Source organism: Zobellia galactanivorans (assembly GCF_000973105.1).
In the GTDB taxonomy this organism is placed as follows: Bacteria; Bacteroidota; Bacteroidia; order Flavobacteriales; family Flavobacteriaceae; genus Zobellia; species Zobellia galactanivorans.
The window spans coordinates 186,403-206,090 of record NC_015844.1 but is presented as its reverse complement, the minus strand read 5'-3'; the positions used below and the strand labels follow the sequence as shown (position 1 = coordinate 206,090).

Genomic DNA, 19,688 nt, shown 5'->3' with positions numbered 1-19,688 from the left:
TATGAAAAAATTCGTTCTTCAACTTATCATTTTAGGGCTACTTCTGGTTTCTTGTAAGGAAGAGGGGCAATATGCTTCCATTCCGCAGCAAAAAGTTCCTAACAGGGTAGATTATAATTTTGATGTTCGGCCCATACTGTCGGACAAGTGTTTTAATTGCCATGGTCCCGATGCCAATAAAAGGTCGGCAGACTTACGGTTAGATACCCCTGAAGGCGCCTACAAAGCACTGAAAGACTCCGATAAGGAGTTTGCCATTGTACCGAAGAATGTAGAAAAATCGATGGTCTACCAACGGATTACGGCCAAAGATAGTTCCGACCTCATGCCTCCCTTAGATTCTAACCTAAAGCTGACGGAGTATGAAATAAAGGTGTTGAAGAAGTGGATAGAACAAGGTGCGGTGTACGAGCCACATTGGGCCTTTATTCCCGTGAAAAAACCGGAGATACCAGAAGTTCCCTCTGATTGGGTGAGCAATGAAATCGACCATTTTATATGGGGAAAACTTGAAGAGGTAGGTCTTGAACCCAATGAAATTGCCGATAAGGAACGCTTATTGAAAAGGGTTTCTTTAGATATTACGGGCTTACCGCCTTCGCCGGAAATGCGCGAAAAGTTCATTCGGAATGACGCGCCCGATGCTTACGAACAAATTGTGGACGAGTTATTGGGCAGTGTGCATTATGGCGAGAAAATGGCAAGCCACTGGTTAGACGTGGCCCGTTACGCCGATTCCCACGGCTTTCAGAACGACCAGTTGCGAACCATGTGGCCCTGGAGAGATTGGGTAATTCACGCCTTTAACGAAAATTACAGCTACGAAAAGTTTGTAACCTACCAATTGGCGGGAGACCTGATGCCGAAGAAAAATATGGAGACCATTTTGGCAACGGGCTTTAATCGTAACCATAAAATAAACCAAGAGGCCGGTATTATAGAGGAAGAGTTCAGGATCGAGAACGTAACCGATAGAACCAATACCTTCGGTAAGGCCTTTTTGGGGCTGACCTTGGAGTGTGCCAAGTGTCACGATCATAAGTACGACCCAATTTCACAGAAAGATTACTTCAATACTTTTGCCTTTTTCGACAAGGTGGTACATCGATCTAGACCTATGGGGGAAGTATTGGCAGAGCCCCCCTTGATTACTATTACCGATGAGGTAATCGATAAGGAACTTCCGTTTATAAATAAAAAAGAACCGGAGGATATCGATGTCATGGTTATCGAAGAGAAACCCGACATTAGAACGACCCATGTATTGAACCGAGGGGTCTATGATGATAAGGGGGAGATTGTTGAGCCAGCTACCCCCGAAGCCGTCATGAAGTTTGATACCCTGGTCTACGAACGTAATCGCCTAGGACTTACCAAATGGCTTTTTGATGACAGGAACCCCCTAACGAGTAGGGTTTTTGTCAACAGGGTATGGCAGGAAATTTTTGGTGAAGGTATTGTGAGGTCTTCCGGCGATTTTGGAATGCAAGGCGATTTGCCTACGCACATTGGCCTGTTGAACTGGCTTTCCGCGGATTTTATGGAAAACGGATGGGATATGAAACGTTTGGTGAAACAGATAGTCATGTCTTCCACTTACAAGCAGTCTTCCGTGGTCAGTAACGAAAAGTTGGCTATAGACCCCGATAACCGTTACCTGTCGCGTATGTCTCGCTTGCGTTTTAATGCAGAGATGATACGGGACCACGCCTTGGCGACGAGCGGATTGTTGAACACCGAGATAGGTGGGCGTAGCGTAAAGGTCTATCAGCCCGACGGTATTTGGGAAGCGGCAAGTTCAGGGCGCGGCATTTTGGCCAATTATGTTCAGGACCATGGCGAAGACCTGTATCGACGCGGTATTTACGTTTTTATAAAACGAACCACCCTCCCTCCGGTACAATTGACCTTTGATGCGGCCACACGTGATCAGTGCGAGGTAAAAAGGCAATCAACCATGACACCGCTTCAAGCGCTTATCGCCCTGAACGATCCGACGATCTTGGAGGCATCCCGGGTATTGTCGGAAAGATTGATCCAGGAAGAAAGCACCTTCGATGAAAAAATAGAAGCCGCCTTTGTCCGCATTTTATGCCGAAGCATTAAACCCCAAGAAAAGGAAATGCTGGTCGCTTATTACCATGACCAAGAAAAGGCATTTGCAAACGATAGGCAGAAAGCAAAGGATTTTATTGAAGTAGGCGAGTACCCTATTTTAGAAGATAGGGACGAGGTTAAAGTGGCGGCACTTATGCAGATCATTCACACGATTTACAATCTAGAAGAAACAATAGTAAAAGGATAAAGGTCAATCAAGAGATATGGATAAAGAAGTTGTTGAGCATTATTTGAATACGAACCGAAGACATTTTTTAGGAAAAATGGCCATGGGAATGGGCGGTGTGGCCTTAGGGTCGCTTTTAATGCCTGATCTGTTGTCAGGCAAGAAAGCCGCCGAAGAACAGCTGCCTTTAGGCTTAAAGCACTTTGCGGCAAAAGCCAAACGGATCATTCTATTGGTACAAAATGGGGCACCTTCCCAATTGGAAAGCTTTGACTATAAACCTAAGTTGAACGATATGTTCGGGCAAGAGCTTCCCCCTTCCATTCGGGGAAACCAAAAATTAACGGGTATGACCGCAGGTCAAGAATCCTTTCCTCTGGTAGGGTCTAAATTCGGCTTTAAGCAGTATGGCGAATCCGGAACTTGGGTGAGCGAGCTCTTTCCGAATATTGCCAAGATAACCGATGATATTTGCATGATCAAAAGCATGCATACCGATGCGATCAACCATGACCCGGCATTGACTTTTATGCAGACCGGCGCCCAAGTGGGGAATAGGCCCAGTATCGGATCTTGGTTCAGCTACGGACTGGGAAGCGAGAACCAAAACTTACCGGCCTATTGTGTGTTGCTCTCAAAGGGAAAAGGTAATGGCCAAGGTGTATACTCGAAATTATGGTCGAACGGATTTTTAGATAGCTCCCATCAAGGGGTGCAATTGAGCGCCAGTGAAGACCCGATTCTTTATCTGAACGACCCCAAGGGAATGGATAGGGAAACACGTCGTAAGATGTTAGACCACTTGGCCTCCATGAATCAACTGGGCTATGACGAGTTTGGTGATCCTGAAATTCCTGCAAAAATAAAACAGTACGAAATGGCCTTTAGAATGCAAACGGCCGTTCCCGAAATAACGGACGTATCTAAAGAACCGGATCATATCAAAAAACTGTACGGTCCTGACTGTATGGTGCCGGGGACGTACGCGGCCAATTGCCTACTGGCAAGAAAACTGTCGGAATCGGGCGTGCGTTTTGTACAATTGTACCATCAGGGCTGGGATCAGCACAATAACCTGGTAGGTGAAATCAAAGGCCAGGCCAAAGATGTAGATATGGCATCGGCGGCCTTGATTACCGATTTAAAGCAAAGAGGACTGTTAGACGAAACCTTGGTGATATGGAGTGGTGAATTTGGTAGAACGAACTATTGCCAAGGTAAACTAACGAAAGATAATTACGGAAGGGACCATCACCCACGCTGTTTCAGTATCTTTTTAGCTGGGGGTGGGGTAAAGGCAGGTCTGTCTTACGGAAAGACCGACGAACTGGGCTATAACATTGTGGAAAGTCCGGTACACATTCACGACTTACACGCTACTATAATGCATTTAATGGGCTTAGACCATGAAAAACTGACATATAAACATCTAGGCAGAAGGTTTAGGTTGACCGATGTACACGGTCATGTGGTAAAGGATATTATAGCTTAGATCTATGAAAAAAGCCATTCCGTTTTTTTTGAACGTGCTGTTCTTTCTGCACGTATTGTTGGCATTTTTAGTGCTTTTTGAAGGTCATTTGAAGATTCCTTTTTGGGTGCAGCCCTTGGGGCGAATGCATCCCTTGATCCTGCATTTTCCGGTGGCCTTTATAGTGCTTTTGGTGGTTCTCAACCTCTTCAAAAAACAGCTCGACCCGGTTTCCTTTGAAAAGATAAACTACTCGCTCTTGTTGTTGACCTCGTTTACTACGGTACTGGCTACGCTTATGGGGCTCTTATTGTCCCTTGAGGGCTACGATTCGGAATTGCTGACGCTCCACAAGTGGGTGGGCATTGCCTTATGTTTTGTTATATACGCCTTGGTTTGGGTGTATTCTTACGGCAAGGTGTTTCGCGTATTGCTGTATACAGGCCTGTTAGGCGTGCTCGTAGGCGGGCATTTTGGGGCAGGGTTGACCCATGGGACCAATTTTTTAATGGAACCGATCACAGCGGCACAAGAGGAAGTCGTAGACGAGAATACGCCCATATATACGGCCTATATCGCCCCGGTCTTAAAAGCGAAATGCACCAGTTGCCATAATCCTCAAAAACATAAGGGCGATCTAGACCTGACCACCATAGAGGCCATAACCAAGGGAGGCGAAAATGGGGAAGTCTGGCTGGCTCATAATGCGGAAGAGAGCCTTTTGTTGAAGCGGGCGGCCCTGCCCTTGGAAGACGAAGAGCACATGCCACCCGAAGGAAAACCACAATTGACCAAAGAAGAAATTACATTGATCGGTACTTGGATCGAACACGGTGCGGATGATAAGGTTACCTATGCCCAACTACAAGAAAGCGATACCTTAAAGCAGTTGGTTACCGACAAATGGTTGAAATCATTTGAAGAAAAACAATATACCTTCAACTTTGTTGGGGCCGAAGCCATTAAAGAACTCAACAACCCCTATAGAACCGTGGTTCAAAAATCGCCAACTTCACCGGCGGTAGAAGTTGCTATTTTCGGGCGTAGTGCTTTTCAAGACGAATACTTGAACGAACTTGATAAAATCAAGGAGCAGGTCATTTACCTCAGTTTGGCCAACCTTCCGATAACGAACGAGCATATGAAGTCTGTGGGAAAACTGCAGAACCTTGAGCACTTGGTCCTTAATTTTACCGATATCGACAGTGAGGGCATCGGGGCCTTGCAGGGATGTGCCCAGTTGGAAAGCTTGTCCTTATCGGGTACGGGTATAAATGCATCGGTACTCGAACATTTACAAAAGTTGAAAGGCCTGAAGGAAGTATTTGTATGGAACACCCAGCTCAATGCCGATGATATAGAACAGTTGAGAACGAAACTGCCCCATGTGATTATTAATGAAGGTTATGTGCCCGACCCGGAAGAAGAATTGCGGTTGACCCCTCCAACCTTGGTCAATGAGGGAAATATTATTAGTTCGGGCGATTTGATTTCCTTGGGACATAAGATGAACGGGGTAAACATTAAGTATACCTTGGATGGATCTCGACCCGATTCTACCTCGGTAGCTTTTGAAAAGGCCTTTCCATTGGATCTGAAAGGAAAAAGACGGCAAACCGTTAAAGCCTATGCCTACAAGGAAGGCTGGTTGCCCAGTAACCCGGTTTCCTATATTTTTTATGATCGAGGCCTGGTGCCCGATGCGATAGAGCTCGTTTATCCGGGAATCTTGAGCTCGTATACGGGCGAGGCCGAAAAAATATTGACCGATGCCGTTCGAAGCAACGAAAAAGTAGGCTTTTCAAAATTCTGGGCTTCCTTCAACAAAAAACCGCTGGAGGCCATCGTTGATTTTAGCGTATCGGCCCCGAAAATAAAAGAGGTGGTCTTAAGTTGTGGCTTGCACTATAAGCAAAAAAAATCGCCCATTGAGTTTATAGCGGTTTGGGCTTCCGATGACAAGGAAAATTGGCAATTGATAAAGAAGGAAAGCTTTGCGAATGAAAGTAATCTTGACCGGCTTAAGGAAATATCGATCCAGCTTCCAAAGCAATCGTATAAATATCTGAAAATAGTGGGCCAACCCAAAAAGGACGACACCTTGAGGGTGAACCAACTCTTTTTCTTTTGAAATAAAGTGTTTTCTAGGCGACAGGCACGGTAGATTCACGTTCGATCATGGTGGTTTTGATGACCTCGGTCTCAAAGGTATTTCCGTTATCGTTCTGTTCTATTCTTTTGACCAATTGCCTAGCGGCCCTTTCTCCCATATAATAGCCGTGTTGGCTAATCGAGGTAAGGCTGGGGCGTACGTATTTGGGGAGCACCCCGTTGGTAAAACAGATAATGGAAAGTTCTTCGGGGATTTTTATCCCCAGTGAATTGGCGGTCAATAAAGAGGTAACACCGGCTTCTTCCTCTAAACCTAAAATCGCGTCTACTTTTCCGGCGGAAAGCAATTTTCTGATTTCGACCTCCATAAACGACTTTTCCAGCTTTTCAAAGATCAAGCTTTTATCTAGGTCGATGTTATGGTCTTTTAGGCATTGGTGATAGCCGTTGATCCGAAGCTTTGAAATCTCAAGGTCTCCCAATAGTGATACTATGGCAATACGCTTACATCCCGATTTTATAAGGTGTTCCGTGGCATTATAGGCCGCTTTGCTATCGTCTATGGTGACTTTGTCACAATTGAGTTCCGATGATACACGGTCGAACATGACCATTGGTATGCCTTTGTTTAAAAAGGGCTTGAAGTGGTCAATGTTGTTCAGCTTTCCGGTTTCTTCCGCCAAGGAAACCAAGAGTCCCGATATGGCTCCTTTGCGGAGCATTTCGGTAATGGCGACTTCCTTTTTATGCGATTCGTTGGAGATGCACGCGATCATGTTGTACCCGTGGTCGTTCAATACTTTTTCAATACCGCTAATCGCCTGGGCAAAGAAATAGTTGAGAATGTTGGGTATGATTACCCCCACCGAGTGCGACGGCTCTTTTCTTAGATTGATGGCGTTTAGGTTGGGGCGATATTTGTGTTCACGGGCATAGGCAATGATCTTGGCCTTGGTACGGGCACTTATCTCATGACTGTCGTTAAGGGCCTTGGATACGGTAGATTTAGATACCTTAAAATGTTTGGCGATATCGTCTAAACTTATTTTTCGTTTCATAACTGCATCAAGATACTAAATATCGTCAATAAGATTTTACTTCTTTTTGATCTTCCCGATCGCTAAATTAATATTTAGGACCTCTGTTTTTTACGAAACCCATTTCGAAAAATCAACATATTTGTAAATATCTGATTTTTAATAGGTTGTATTTGTGATATTTTGATTTTAAGAACAATTGTATTTCGTATTTTAGTACGGAAACGAATTATCTGCCACTCGTTTTAAGTTATGGTTTAAATTTGACAAAAGGGCTTGGTTTTTAGTGCGGTAAAAGCTATTTGGCAAAATTGCCGTTAAAAACCCTAAGCTCTTTCAAACATCAAAAAATTATGTACAGTATAGGTTATGATATCGGAAGTTCGTCAATAAAAGCGGCCTTGGTCGAGGTGGGCACAGGTAAGCCCGTGGCCGTGGTTAGCGAACCCAAAACGGAAATGGATATTCTTGCCATTAACAATGGTTGGGCCGAACAGGATCCAGATACATGGTGGAAGCACGTTTGTACGGCCACCAAAACCCTTCTTTCGGAAAATAATATCAAACCCGAAGAGGTCACGGGAATCGGTATTTCATATCAGATGCACGGATTGGTTGTGGTCGACAAAGATTTGAAGCCCTTACGGGATTCCATTATTTGGTGCGATAGTAGGGCAGTGGGCATCGGGCAAAAGGCCTTTGATGAACTGGGCAACGATCGTTGTAGTGAAAACCTTTTGAACTCGCCTTCCAATTTTACCGCCTCTAAATTAAAATGGGTCAAGGAAAACGAGCCGGAAACTTTTGAGCGTATCCATAAATTCATGCTACCGGGAGATTATATCGCCTGTAGGTTGAGCGGTACGGCAAATACAACCTTATCGGGTTTGTCCGAAGGTATATTTTGGGATTTTAAGACGAATAGCCTCGCCACTTGGTTGTTGGATTATTACGGATTGAACGAAGCACATGTTCCGGAAATCGTCGATACCTTTTCCGTACAGAGTAAAGTTTCGGAACAAGGGGCAAAAGAATCAGGGTTAAAAGTAGGTACGCCTATTTTATACCGTGCGGGAGACCAACCGAACAATGCCTTGTCCTTAAACGTTTTTAATCCGGGAGAGGTAGCTGCGACAGGTGGGACCTCTGGTGTGATCTATGCCATTACCGATAACCTTTCTGTCAAGGAGAGCTCAAGGGTCAACAATTTTGCCCACGTTAATTACAGCGAAGCCAATCGCTTTGTAGGGAAGCTGCTTTGTATCAACGGAGCCGGTATACAATACCGATGGTTGCTGAATAACCTAAGTGTTGCCTCATACGATGAAATGAACGATTTGGCCAATTCGGTACCACAAGGTTCCGATGGTGTAAAAATATTGCCTTTTGGCAATGGTGCCGAACGCATGTTGAACAATATAGATTTGGGAACCAACATTTTTGGTATCAACCTGAACAACCATACCAAGGCCCATTTGTGTAGGGCTTCACTCGAAGGTATTGCCTTCTCCTTTGTTTACGGTATGGAAATTCTTCGGTCAGACGGTATTACCGCTACCAAAATCAGGGCAGGAAACGATAACCTGTTTCGATCGGAAATTTTTTCGAACACCATAGCGACACTTATCGGTCGTGAAATTGAAATATATAATACCACGGGCGCTATTGGCGCAGCCAGGGCCTGTATTTTACGCGATGGCGACTTTTCAAGCTTCGGCGAGCAGATTATGGCCAATGATTATGTCATGAGCTATAAGCCTTCCGAAGAAAAAGAAGCATTGCAATCCGCATATTCCGCATGGAAAAATGAATTAGAACAATTATTAAAAAACAAGTAACATGGCATTATTAGGAGACAAAGAGTACTTTAAAGGAATTGGAGACATCAAGTTTGAAGGGAAGGAATCTGACAACCCTTTAGCGTTTAAATATTACAATCCCGACCAAGTTGTTGCGGGCAAGACCATGAGGGAGCACTTCAAGTTTGCTATCGCCTATTGGCATACCTTCTGTGGGCAGGGTTCAGATCCATTCGGCCCAGGTACACAGAACTTTCCTTGGGATGCATCTACCGATGCCGTTCAGGCCGCAAAGGATAAGGCGGATGCCGCTTTTGAATTTATCAGTAAAATAGGATTCGATTATTTTTGTTTTCACGATTTCGATTTGATCCAAGAAGGCCCGACTTTCGCCGAATCGGAAAAAAGACTGGCCACGATTACCGATTATATCAAAGAAAAGAAAGCGGCCTCAGGTATAAAATTATTATGGGGTACGGCCAACTGTTTCTCTAACCCGAGATACATGAACGGTGCCGCTACAAACCCTGACTTTGACGTGGTGGCCAGAGCCGGTGGTCAAGTGAAATTGGCTTTGGACGCAACGATTGCCCTAGATGGTGAGAACTATGTTTTCTGGGGAGGACGTGAAGGTTATATGTCTCTTCTAAATACCAATATGGGCCGTGAGTTAGACCATATGGCGCAGTTCTTGACCATGGCGAGGGATTATGCCCGTAAGCAAGGTTTTAAAGGTACTTTCTTTATCGAACCGAAACCTATGGAGCCTACGAAGCACCAGTATGATTTTGATACCGCTACCGCAATCGGCTTTTTAAGGGAATACGGACTTGAAAAAGATTTCAAAATAAATATCGAAGTAAACCACGCTACTTTGGCACAGCACACTTTTCAGCATGAAATGGAAGTTGCCGCCAAAGCGGGAATGTTGGGAAGCTTGGATGCCAACCGTGGGGATTACCAAAACGGATGGGATACCGATCAGTTCCCGAACAACATTTTAGAGACCACCGAAGCTATGTTGGTATTCTTACAGGCTGGCGGTCTGCAAGGTGGTGGTGTGAACTTCGATGCCAAGATCAGAAGAAACTCCACCGATCTCGAAGATATCTTCTTGGCCCATATCGGAGGTGCCGATACCTTTGCAAGGGCATTGATTACTGCCGATAAGATCATCACTTCTTCCGATTATACCAAACTACGCGAAAAACGCTACAGCTCTTTTGATTCTGGTAAGGGAAAAGATTTTGAGGCCGGTAAACTAAGCCTTGAGAACCTTTATGAGCTAGCCCAGGAAAATGGCGAGCTGGAACTTAAGAGCGGAAAGCAAGAGTTGTTCGAAAACATTATCAACCAGTACATCTAAGAAGATAAACTATGAAGTTTTTTATTGATACAGCAAATTTAAACGACATTCAAAGCGCCTACGAGTTAGGTGTTTTGGATGGCGTAACTACCAATCCTTCCTTAATGGCCAAAGAGGGCATTACGGGAAAGGACAATATTTTAAAGCATTACTTGGCCATTTGTGAAAAGGTTGAAGGTGATGTTTCCGCTGAGGTTATCGCAACCGATTATGAGGGCATGATCAAAGAAGGTGAGGAATTAGCGGCTTTACACCCACAGATCGTGGTTAAGTTGCCCATGATCGCAGATGGGGTCAAGGCTTGTAAGTATTTCTCCGATAAAGGAATAAAAACAAACGTTACCCTAGTGTTTTCCGCAGGGCAGGCCTTATTGGCCGCCAAAGCCGGCGCGACTTACGTTTCCCCGTTTTTGGGGAGGTTGGATGATATCTCTACCGACGGTTTGCGATTGATCGAAGAGATCCGTTTGATCTATGATAACTACGGTTTTGAAACGGAAATCCTATCGGCTTCCGTACGGCATACCATGCACATCATCAATTGTGCAAAATTAGGATCAGATGTAATGACCGGGCCCTTATCGGCTATCGAAGGTCTACTAAAACACCCCTTGACCGATAGTGGTTTAGAGAAGTTTTTGGCCGATTATCAAAAAGGTAATGCATAGGTAAACGATATGAAGACCTGCCATAGGGTTATGGTCTAAAAAAGGTTTACGTTCGATTTCAATATATGATATTGCCGATGGTCTTGCTATCGGCAATATTGCTTTTACTCGATAATCGAGATTAAATGCTCCTAGGCTTGCCTCGAAATCAAGGTGTATTCCTTTTAATGCCTCGCGGGCTTGCCCCGAGATAATGTACCCCATTTTTTAATTTTTCGACTGACAGCCAATAATTCAAAAGCTTGTATATGAAAAGCAAAATAACACTAGTACTGTTGATGTGCACCATGGGTATATGGGCACAAGAAGTCAAAGTTGACCAAGCTTCTTGTCTAAAAAGGTACATAGGTGAATGGGGAAGTTCGGTCTCTCCCGAATCGAACGAGATTGGGGATGAACCACAGATAAAAATGGTAAACGTGCCGAAAATGGACGGTACGGCCTTACAAGTTGAAGTGCTTCGGCTACGTGATGGGGCATATACGCCCATTTTGGTAGAAATGATAAGCTACGATAGTACCACCGATAAAATTGTGGCCTTGGGCCAGAATGAAAAAGGGGAATGCTTTTCGGGCATTGGGTCATTCTCGGATAAGGATAACTGGCTAATGGTGGATCGCGACTTTCAAGGGACACATACCCAGACCGTGTCTTTTCGGTTTTTGTCCGATACCGTAGTGTATTTGGAAGGGAAGGATAAAGCCGGGCAAGTGCTTTGGAAAACCCGTTACATCAAAAACTAAATACCTTATATCTAAGTCTTCCGCCAATGGGTCCATTTGTTTGAAATCAACAATTCGCCTATCTTCAACCGGGTTCTGAAAGGTAGAAGCATCAAAAAATTCTTCTCAATATATTCTAGTCTATAGATCGAAGTGTATTTAATATTCACGGAAATGAAATTTGTAAAAGCGGTTTGTAAATTGATTTTATGTGCCTTGTGTGCGCAAGGTCATCTCTGTGCACAGGTTTCCAAAACTGATTACACTTTTGTGAATATCGAGCAAGACAATACGCAAAGAGCCGTCTCCGCTATAGTTGAAGATAGTATGGGGCTTATTTGGATGGGGACCAATGGCGTGGGACTTAAAAAGTATAACGGTATTGATTTTATTACGTACAAGCAGGATCTTAATGAACCAAAATCCATAAGCAATTCGCTAATACACACCACATATATTGACCGCAAGGATAGACTTTGGGTCGGCACGGAAACGGGTTTGGATTTATATAATAGAGACCTTGATAACTTCGATAAAATAGAACTTAGGGATGAAGCCGTAATAGAAGGTGGTGTGCTTATCAGGGCCATTCAAGAAGGTATTAATGGAGAGCTTTTGGTGGGCTCTCATTACCATGGGATGTTTAGGGTCGATCCGTTAAGCTTGCGTAGTGAGTCGATCCCTATTCAGTCTACCATAAATAAATCGGTCATTCAGATCAACTATATTCTAAAGAGTGTTACGGGTAAAATATACGTGGCTACAAATTACGGCCTTTTTGAATATGACGGTGTCAAGTTGAGCCCTTCACAAATAGTGAATGGGAAGGGCGAAGTGGTAGAAAGTCTGTCTCGAAATATTGAGACTTTGTTTCAAGATAAGGATGGGGCCATTTGGTTGGGTACTCTGTCGGATGGATTAATAAAAATAAAACTCCTGTCTTCGAACAAGTATAAGATCGATTCCTTTAGCCTTACCCAAGAAAGGGTATTTTCCATTGCCCAAGCGGCAGATGGCAATATCATTTGCGGTACGGAAAACGACGGACTTTTTGTACTAAAGGCAGATGGAAGCTTGATCAAGAACTATCGCTACGATAAGTTTGATGTGAATAGTATCAAATCGAATTCTATATGGACTGTTTTTGTAGACAGCCAAGAACGTATTTGGATCGGTTACTATAACAAGGGGGTCGGGGTTTACGATACCCTCTATGATAAATTCAAGGATATCGAGAGTTCGGCCAACTTGAACAATTCATTGCAATTGCCATCCGTCACGGGTATTGTGAGTGATAAAAAAGGCAGATTGTGGATCGGTTTAGACGGTGGCGGGATCGATGTATATGATTCGGAAAGCAAAAAGATAGTCCATTTAAAAGACCCAGGAAACCCTATAGCAACGAACCTGCATGCAGCGGCCGTTGCGGGTATGTTTTTCGATAGCCAAGGCAATCTATGGGTAGGTACGTGGAATTCTGGAATCTATCTCCTGAAAAAAAATACTTCCACGTTTATAAATTATAAAACTTCAAATACTGAGGGGGGACTAACCAGTAACCGTATTATGACCTTTGATGAGGATAAAAATGGCATCATATGGATTGGCTCCTATGTAACGGGCTTGCATTCCTATGACCCCCAAACGGAAAAGTTTACCGCTCACAACGAGGAAATTTTTCATGACCTGATTCCGAGCCATGGGGAGGTACGAAAAATTTTGGTAGATAGTAATGGCTTTATCTGGTTGGGAACAACTGGGGGCTTGTATAAAATTTCCAGTGATTTTTCTGCCGGGGACAAGGCGATTTCCTTGGTAGAGCGTATGCACGAAGATACAGGGCGACAATTGGTCGTGGATAGAATTGTATCCTTATTTGAAGATCGTAGGAACATACTCTGGATCGGTACGGATGGTGGGGGCTTGTGTAAATACGACCCCTCTAAAGATACATTTACATGGTATGGCGATAGAAACGGTTTATCACAACAGACCATAGCCTCAATTCTAGAAGATGATAGTGGGGCTATTTGGATAGGGGGGAACAACGGAATTTCTAGATTGGATGTAGAACAAGAAAACTTCAAGAATTTCGATATCCATGATGGGCTCTTGGCCAATGATTTTAATTTCAATTCCATTTTTAAAGATGAATCGGGGATTCTCTATTTTGGAAGTTATGAAGGCGTTAATTCCATAGATCCCGAAAACCTACGCTTTAATGAGGTAAAACCAGAGGTTTACTTTACCGATTTTAAGCTCTTTAACAAGTCCGTGGTTCCCGGTACACAAAATTCACCCTTGGAAAAGGTGATAGACCGAACAAAGGCTATTACCCTTACGCATGATCAGTCGGTTTTTACCATAGAATATGCGGGCATTAATTTTACACGGCCCAAGAAGAACCAATACGCCTATTTTTTAGAAGGTTTTGACAATCGGTGGAACTATGTCGGTAAAACCAGAAGTGCTACTTATACGAACCTGCCGCCGGGCGATTATGTCTTTAAGGTGAAGGCGGCAAACAATGACGGGGTTTGGAACAATAGCCCTACGGCACTGAAAATTAAGGTTCTATCTCCATGGTGGAGTACAAATACGGCCATTTTTTTATACGTGCTGGCCATTCTTTTGATTACCTACTTTCTAGCCAATTTGGCAAGCCAAAGGATACGCGAAAAACGTATGGTTCAATTTGAACGCGAAAAGCGATTGCAAGAAGAGGTGTTGAACGATAGAAAAATTCAATTTTTTACCAATATCTCGCATGAGTTTAGAACGCCGCTTACCCTTATCCTTAACCCTTTGGAAGATATATTGACCGATACGGAAAACCAGTTTTCCAAAAAAATAAGGGAAAAATTAAGGACCATCCAAAAGAATACCAACCGAATGAAAAGGTTGATCGATGAGTTAATGGATTTCAGGAAGCTAGATATCAATAAATTAACGGTAAAGATATCGGAGTTGGAAGCGATAGCCTTTGTCAGTGAGATTGCGGGACATTTTGAGGAAGAGGCTTCGCTAAAAAACATTCTATTTCAGGTAGAATCCGACGAAATGCCGATCACCCTCTGGAGCGACCCTTCTATGCTCGAGAAGATCATATTTAATATTTTGTCGAATGCCTTTAAGATTACCCCTGATAACGGAAGCATTACCATAGGAGTCTTTAAGTGTAATGAAGCAATGGTGTTTCCGCAGGTCAATGATGAAAAACCGGTCCAAGCGGTTGAAATCGCAATTGAGGATAGCGGATCCGGAATAAAGAAGGAAGATCTGGAAAAAATATTCGAGCGCTTCTATCAGGCTGAGCATATGAATAGCCAGTATTACGGGGGTACGGGTATTGGCCTTGAGGTAGTTAAGAGTTTTATCGACTTGCTTAAAGGAAAAATAAGCGTAGAGAGCGAAGCATCGATAGGTACCAAGTTCAGGATCTTCCTTCCCTTGGGCAAGGCACATTTTAAACCTAGTGAACTGTTCTTGGCCCCTGATATCAACCTAGACGATAAACTGGAAGTGAAGCAAGAAGATGGGCTTCTGGATCAATTGACGGTCGATACCGACAATCAGACCTTACTTGTAGTTGAAGATAATGCGGAGCTGAGGGCCTATCTCAAAAAAGAACTGCGTGAGGAGTATAACGTGATTGAAGCCGTAAACGGAACCCAGGGCCTTGAAATGGCCTTAAAAAGAATACCCGATGTAATCTTGAGCGATGTGGTCATGCCCGAAATGGACGGGTTTGAGTTCTGCAAGCGCGTAAGGGAAGACCTGAAGACCAGCCATATACCAATATTAATGCTTACGGCCAAGACCATGACCGACGATTGGGTACGAGGTATAGATTCGGGCGCCGACGTGTATTTGAACAAACCTTTTGAAATGAAGGTGCTTCGCGCCCAACTAAAGCAAATGTTGAACAGTAGACGGGTATTGTTCAATAAATATCTGAACGATTCGAACAATGTAAAAGTACCCGAAAACACTTCGGAGCTCGACAAAGGCTTTATCACCAAGGTACTCGATTATATAACGGCCAACCTGTCCGATGAAAATTTGAACGTAGAACAATTGGCGGAAGAACTACACCTCAGTAGAAGCCAATTGTACCGAAAGATAAAAGCCCTTACCGGATGCTCGGCCAATGAATTTTTAAGAAAGATCAGACTTGAAAAGGCCAAGCAGATGATAGAGAACGGAAACGAATCTATTAGTGAAGTATGCTTTAAAGTAGGCTTTTCCTCTCCTTCTTATTTCACCAAATGCTTTAAGGCGCATTTCGGATACCTTCCTACGGAGGTGAAGTAAGATTTTGTTAATTTTTATTGTAGTGAAAATCTTAATAATTTATAAGAATTGGGTAAATTAGGGAGGTGAAATAGATGTGTTTGAATTACATATACACCTACGTTGGACTTCAATTAAAAAATACTGAGAATAAAAGTAAATTATGGGATTATTTGACTTCTTTAAGAAAAAATCAAACGGTAAAACTAATGAAAATCCGATTGATGAAACTCAATTAGAATTTATTGAAAAAACAACGAATAATGCGGAAAAACTCATTTCAAGTTTCAACGAAAGACTAGATGACGGATTGGATTACAGCGAATCTAGTTTAACTGTTTTAGACGAAGAAATTTTGAGCTTGTTTTCAGAAAACAAAGATGATATGGATTCTGGAATCTTAGAGGACATAATTGCCCAAGCAGGTTCGTATATATTTGAAGTTGCCAGACGAAATTACGGGGGGGAATATTATTGGTATGACCAATTAAATCAACCGATTTTAGTCACTGGACAACCTGATTTTGAAATTTCAATTCTAGCCTTTGAGAAAGTGAAACAACGAATTGAAAATGGAAATGAAGACAACATTCCTTTCTTTTTTGCTGGATATTCAGAACGAGTAAAAAAAGGAAAAAAGGGAGATAAAGCAATGATTACGTAAAGAAAAAAAAGAACAAGAACAATAGCCATTGCACAACTCGACATGGAGTACAACACCCTTATTTTTTGAAATTATAAAAAATCATAACTTACTGATTTAAAAAAGGTATTATTTTTATTACGTATCAGAATTGACGTATTTATTTGAAATTTTGAGTTGTGCAAAAGGCACGAGGGCTATAAGCAATTGCCTGTTCTTGCCTATTTCTAAAAAATCTATGCTGACTTTCAGTTTGGTGTGTACGTGCCAAGTTAATTGTAAGCTCAATAAAAGCTGAATCAACTTAAGGGGCTAAAACAGATTATGGAGGAAGAATTAAAACCGTTTTGGGGAAAGATTTTCAATTTTGATTGGAAATTCGGTTTTTTTCTAATCCTACTCATTTGTATTCCTCGTTTCGCATTGGTGCTGCAGGCGAACCAAATAGCTAATTATAGTTGGCTAGGATTAATAATGCTTATTTCGGCATTAGTACCCTTTTTGTTTTTGAGTAAATTGGGCAGAAGGAAAATAGGTCTTAAAAAACCGGACACCATTGGTTGGTTAGGTATTGCTTTTGTAATTGGCGCAGTGTTCAGTATTTTATTGTACCATTTGGGGGCAGTCTTGTACGGCAATACTTTTGAAAATTGGTACTACTATATTGCCCAATCTTACAATATCCCTACAGGAATTGACGAGGAAGGAAAACTCGTTTTGTTCAGTATCATGGCTGTAACGGGAATGACGTTTAGCCCAATTGGCGAGGAGCTATTTTTTAGAGGAATCGTCCACTCAAGTATGGCAACTTCCTTAGGAGATAGAAAGGCTTCTTTAATAGATAGTTCGGCATTCGCCCTTGTCCACATTTCACACTTTGGTCTGGTATTCGTAAATCAAGAATGGAAATTCCTGTTGGTACCCACTCTAATTTGGGTTTTAAGTATGTTCTGTGTCAGTATACTTTTTTACATATGTAGGATGCGTTCAGGGTCTATTTTAGGTGCAATAGTATGCCATGCAGCTTTTAACTTAGGAATGATTTATTGTATCTTTTATCAAATTAGCGGATAGCCGTTTTACCAACTTATAGCAGCAAAATAAACAGGGGTCTGTCCAATTCTAAACCGTATCAAAATTGTACTGATTTCTGTAAACGGTAGGGGTTTTTCCCGTGATGTTTTTAAATAATTGATTCAAATAAGTGAAACTATGAAACCGCACTAATCATCCTCTAAATCTAAAAACACCTATTCACTATGCTTTCTCAGGTAATGACACAACAAAAGACTTAAGAAAATTACGGGTACAATAGAAGTATATGTACTGTTATGGGTAAATCCATACCTTTATATGACTTAAATATACTGGATTGGAAATAGTAGAAACGCATAAAAAGGAATACACCATTTCAACTGATAAGGATAAATTGGATATTCTTTGCATCCATAAATTCCTTTCAAACGAAACTGATTGGGCTAAGGGAATTCCAATGAACACCCTTAAAACATCCATTGAAAACTCTCTGAATTTTGGACTGTATCATAATAACAAACAAATCGGTTTTGCCAGAATAATTTCGGACTATTCCACAATTGCCTATTTAGGAGATGTATTCGTTCTTAAAGAATATAGAGGAAATGGATTAAGTAAATGGCTGATAAATGAAATCATGGAACATCCAAACCTACAAGGATTAAGACGATGGATTTTACTAACTGACACTGCAGAATGGCTTTATAGGAAATTTGGATTTACAGCATTGTCCCATCCCGAATTTTACATGGAAAAGCATAATCCAAATGTATATAAAGGAATAGAAAGGACTAAAGGCAATGCTGAAGAAAACTAAAAATTAGGATGGTTTAGTAATGAACTGACCCTATCAAAACTTAATTAAAACCACTCATTTTCTACACTTAAAAACGTGAGTTTTAATCACTCGCATTTTCTGCATCGTGCCCAATTACTTAAAGCTCATCACTTTTATGGGGCAAAATGCCACAAATATTCTAGATAGCGCATCATTTGTAATATACACAGGAAGGGGAATTTCCCGACTTTTATCCTATTGTTAATCACTAGGGCGATAAATTGCACATTGAGCAATTTTGGTAATACCCTAACTAATCTGATCAAATTTTACGATATGCTAAAAACCGCTCTGTTATTTCTAGGAATACTATTGTTTCTGCTGGGTTGTGGAAAAGTCAAAGAGAATAAGCGAAACACTGTAAACGAGCTCAATAGTCTTAAAAAACTTTATGAAGAGAACTTTTACATTGGCGCGGCGGTGAACGATCAAATAGTCACGGAAAAAAACGCCAAGGCCTTAGATGTTTTGAAGAAGGAGTTCAATAGTATTAGTCCGGAAAATGTCATGAAATGGGCAGAGATCCACCCGACTCCCGATTCCTTTTATTTTGATATGGCCGACAAATATGTGGCCCTGGGCAAAAAGAACAAAATGCACGTTGTGGGACATACCTTGTTATGGCATAGTCAAATCGGACCTTGGATGAACTCGGTCAAAGATAGCGCCACCATGGCCAATTACATACGTGACCATATCAATACCGTGGCCACGCGTTACAAAGGTAAGATCGATAGCTGGGACGTGGTCAACGAAGCCCTAAATGAAGATGGCTCTTTGCGAGAATCGATTTTTTTAAAGGTAATAGGGGACCGTTACTTAGACATGGCCTTTAAACTTGCCGAAAAAGCCGACCCGGAAGCCAAATTGTATTATAACGACTACAATATGTGGAAGCCCGAAAAAAGGGCGGGGGCCATTCGCGTCATCGAGAACCTTCAGAAAAACGGAATCAAGATCGATGGGGTGGGTATGCAAGCCCATTGGAGCCTGACCGAACCTTCGCTGGAAGAAGTGGAAAACAGCATCGTAGCCTATGCGAACTTGGGGATAAAAGTCGCCATTACGGAGCTTGACGTTACCGTACTGCCCAATCCTTGGGAACTTGAGGGTGCCGAGGTCAGCCAGAATTTTGAAAATAGCGAAGAAATGAACCCCTATACAGAGGGTTTGCCCGATTCCGTTCAAGTGCAATTGGCCGAGCGTTACCGCGATATATTTAAACTCTTCCTCAAGCATAGCGATAAAATTGATAGGGTTACCTTTTGGGGGGTCAATGACCAAAGTTCTTGGCTGAACAATTGGCCCATAAATAATAGAACCAACTATCCGCTATTATTTGATAGGGAGTACCAAACTAAAAAAGCATACGACGCGGTCATTCAACTCAAGACCGATTCAACCGACCAACACTAAACAT

The 19,688-nt window shown here is 42.4% G+C and carries 13 protein-coding genes; 12 read left to right on the top strand and 1 reads right to left on the bottom strand.

All coding sequences use genetic code 11. The annotated features are described in order from the left end of the window. The first annotated feature begins 1 nt into the window (after nucleotide 1). The 3 genes from ZOBGAL_RS00860 to ZOBGAL_RS00850 are packed head-to-tail and all read left to right on the top strand — an operon-like array spanning nucleotide 2 to nucleotide 5,886. Nucleotides 2–2,305 carry a PSD1 and planctomycete cytochrome C domain-containing protein gene (locus ZOBGAL_RS00860; RefSeq protein WP_013991563.1) on the top strand — a complete coding sequence of 768 codons (2,304 nt, stop codon included), beginning with the start codon at nucleotides 2–4 and terminating at the stop codon, nucleotides 2,303–2,305. Between the two features lie 16 nt (nucleotides 2,306–2,321). Beyond that, the gene (locus ZOBGAL_RS00855; RefSeq protein WP_013991562.1) at nucleotides 2,322–3,776 is read left to right on the top strand and encodes a DUF1501 domain-containing protein; all 1,455 of its coding nucleotides are present in this window, start codon (nucleotides 2,322–2,324) and stop codon (nucleotides 3,774–3,776) included. A 4-nt stretch (nucleotides 3,777–3,780) separates the two neighbouring features. Then, nucleotides 3,781–5,886: a c-type cytochrome domain-containing protein gene (locus ZOBGAL_RS00850; protein ID WP_013991561.1), complete on the top strand. Its 2,106-nt coding sequence runs from the start codon at nucleotides 3,781–3,783 to the stop codon at nucleotides 5,884–5,886. Between the two features lie 13 nt (nucleotides 5,887–5,899). On the opposite strand, the gene ZOBGAL_RS00845 is transcribed toward ZOBGAL_RS00850, so the two are convergent. Beyond that, the gene (locus ZOBGAL_RS00845) at nucleotides 5,900–6,925 is read right to left on the bottom strand and encodes a LacI family DNA-binding transcriptional regulator (RefSeq protein ID WP_013991560.1); all 1,026 of its coding nucleotides are present in this window, start codon (nucleotides 6,923–6,925) and stop codon (nucleotides 5,900–5,902) included. A gap of 332 nt (nucleotides 6,926–7,257) precedes the next feature. On the opposite strand from ZOBGAL_RS00845, the gene ZOBGAL_RS00840 reads away from it, so the two are divergent. From ZOBGAL_RS00840 to ZOBGAL_RS00800, 9 genes are all read left to right on the top strand, one after another. Continuing rightward, complete coding sequence (locus tag ZOBGAL_RS00840; RefSeq protein WP_013991559.1) at nucleotides 7,258–8,742, top strand: xylulokinase; 1,485 nt, start codon at nucleotides 7,258–7,260, stop codon at nucleotides 8,740–8,742. Between the two features lies 1 nt (nucleotide 8,743). After that, nucleotides 8,744–10,069 (top strand): xylose isomerase, encoded by a 1,326-nt coding sequence (gene xylA, locus ZOBGAL_RS00835; RefSeq protein ID WP_013991558.1) that lies wholly within the window; start codon nucleotides 8,744–8,746, stop codon nucleotides 10,067–10,069. An 11-nt stretch (nucleotides 10,070–10,080) separates the two neighbouring features. Further along, a complete protein-coding gene (fsa, locus tag ZOBGAL_RS00830; protein ID WP_013991557.1) occupies nucleotides 10,081–10,737 on the top strand; it encodes a fructose-6-phosphate aldolase in 657 nt (218 codons plus the stop codon). Between the two features lie 248 nt (nucleotides 10,738–10,985). Further along, nucleotides 10,986–11,480, top strand: coding sequence for a hypothetical protein (locus ZOBGAL_RS00825; protein WP_013991556.1), 495 nt, complete (start codon nucleotides 10,986–10,988; stop codon nucleotides 11,478–11,480). Between the two features lie 153 nt (nucleotides 11,481–11,633). Beyond that, a complete protein-coding gene (locus ZOBGAL_RS00820; RefSeq protein WP_013991555.1) occupies nucleotides 11,634–15,773 on the top strand; it encodes a hybrid sensor histidine kinase/response regulator transcription factor in 4,140 nt (1,379 codons plus the stop codon). Nucleotides 15,774–15,915: 142 nt separating this feature from the next. Continuing rightward, a complete protein-coding gene (locus ZOBGAL_RS23735) occupies nucleotides 15,916–16,416 on the top strand; it encodes a hypothetical protein (RefSeq protein ID WP_013991554.1) in 501 nt (166 codons plus the stop codon). A gap of 303 nt (nucleotides 16,417–16,719) precedes the next feature. Continuing rightward, the gene (locus ZOBGAL_RS00810) at nucleotides 16,720–17,469 is read left to right on the top strand and encodes a CPBP family intramembrane glutamic endopeptidase (protein ID WP_013991553.1); all 750 of its coding nucleotides are present in this window, start codon (nucleotides 16,720–16,722) and stop codon (nucleotides 17,467–17,469) included. Between the two features lie 298 nt (nucleotides 17,470–17,767). Further along, nucleotides 17,768–18,247 carry a GNAT family N-acetyltransferase gene (locus ZOBGAL_RS00805; RefSeq protein ID WP_013991551.1) on the top strand — a complete coding sequence of 160 codons (480 nt, stop codon included), beginning with the start codon at nucleotides 17,768–17,770 and terminating at the stop codon, nucleotides 18,245–18,247. A gap of 297 nt (nucleotides 18,248–18,544) precedes the next feature. Beyond that, entirely contained in the window at nucleotides 18,545–19,684 is a 1,140-nt protein-coding gene (locus tag ZOBGAL_RS00800) for an endo-1,4-beta-xylanase (protein ID WP_013991550.1), read from the top strand. Nucleotides 19,685–19,688: the final 4 nt, after the last annotated feature.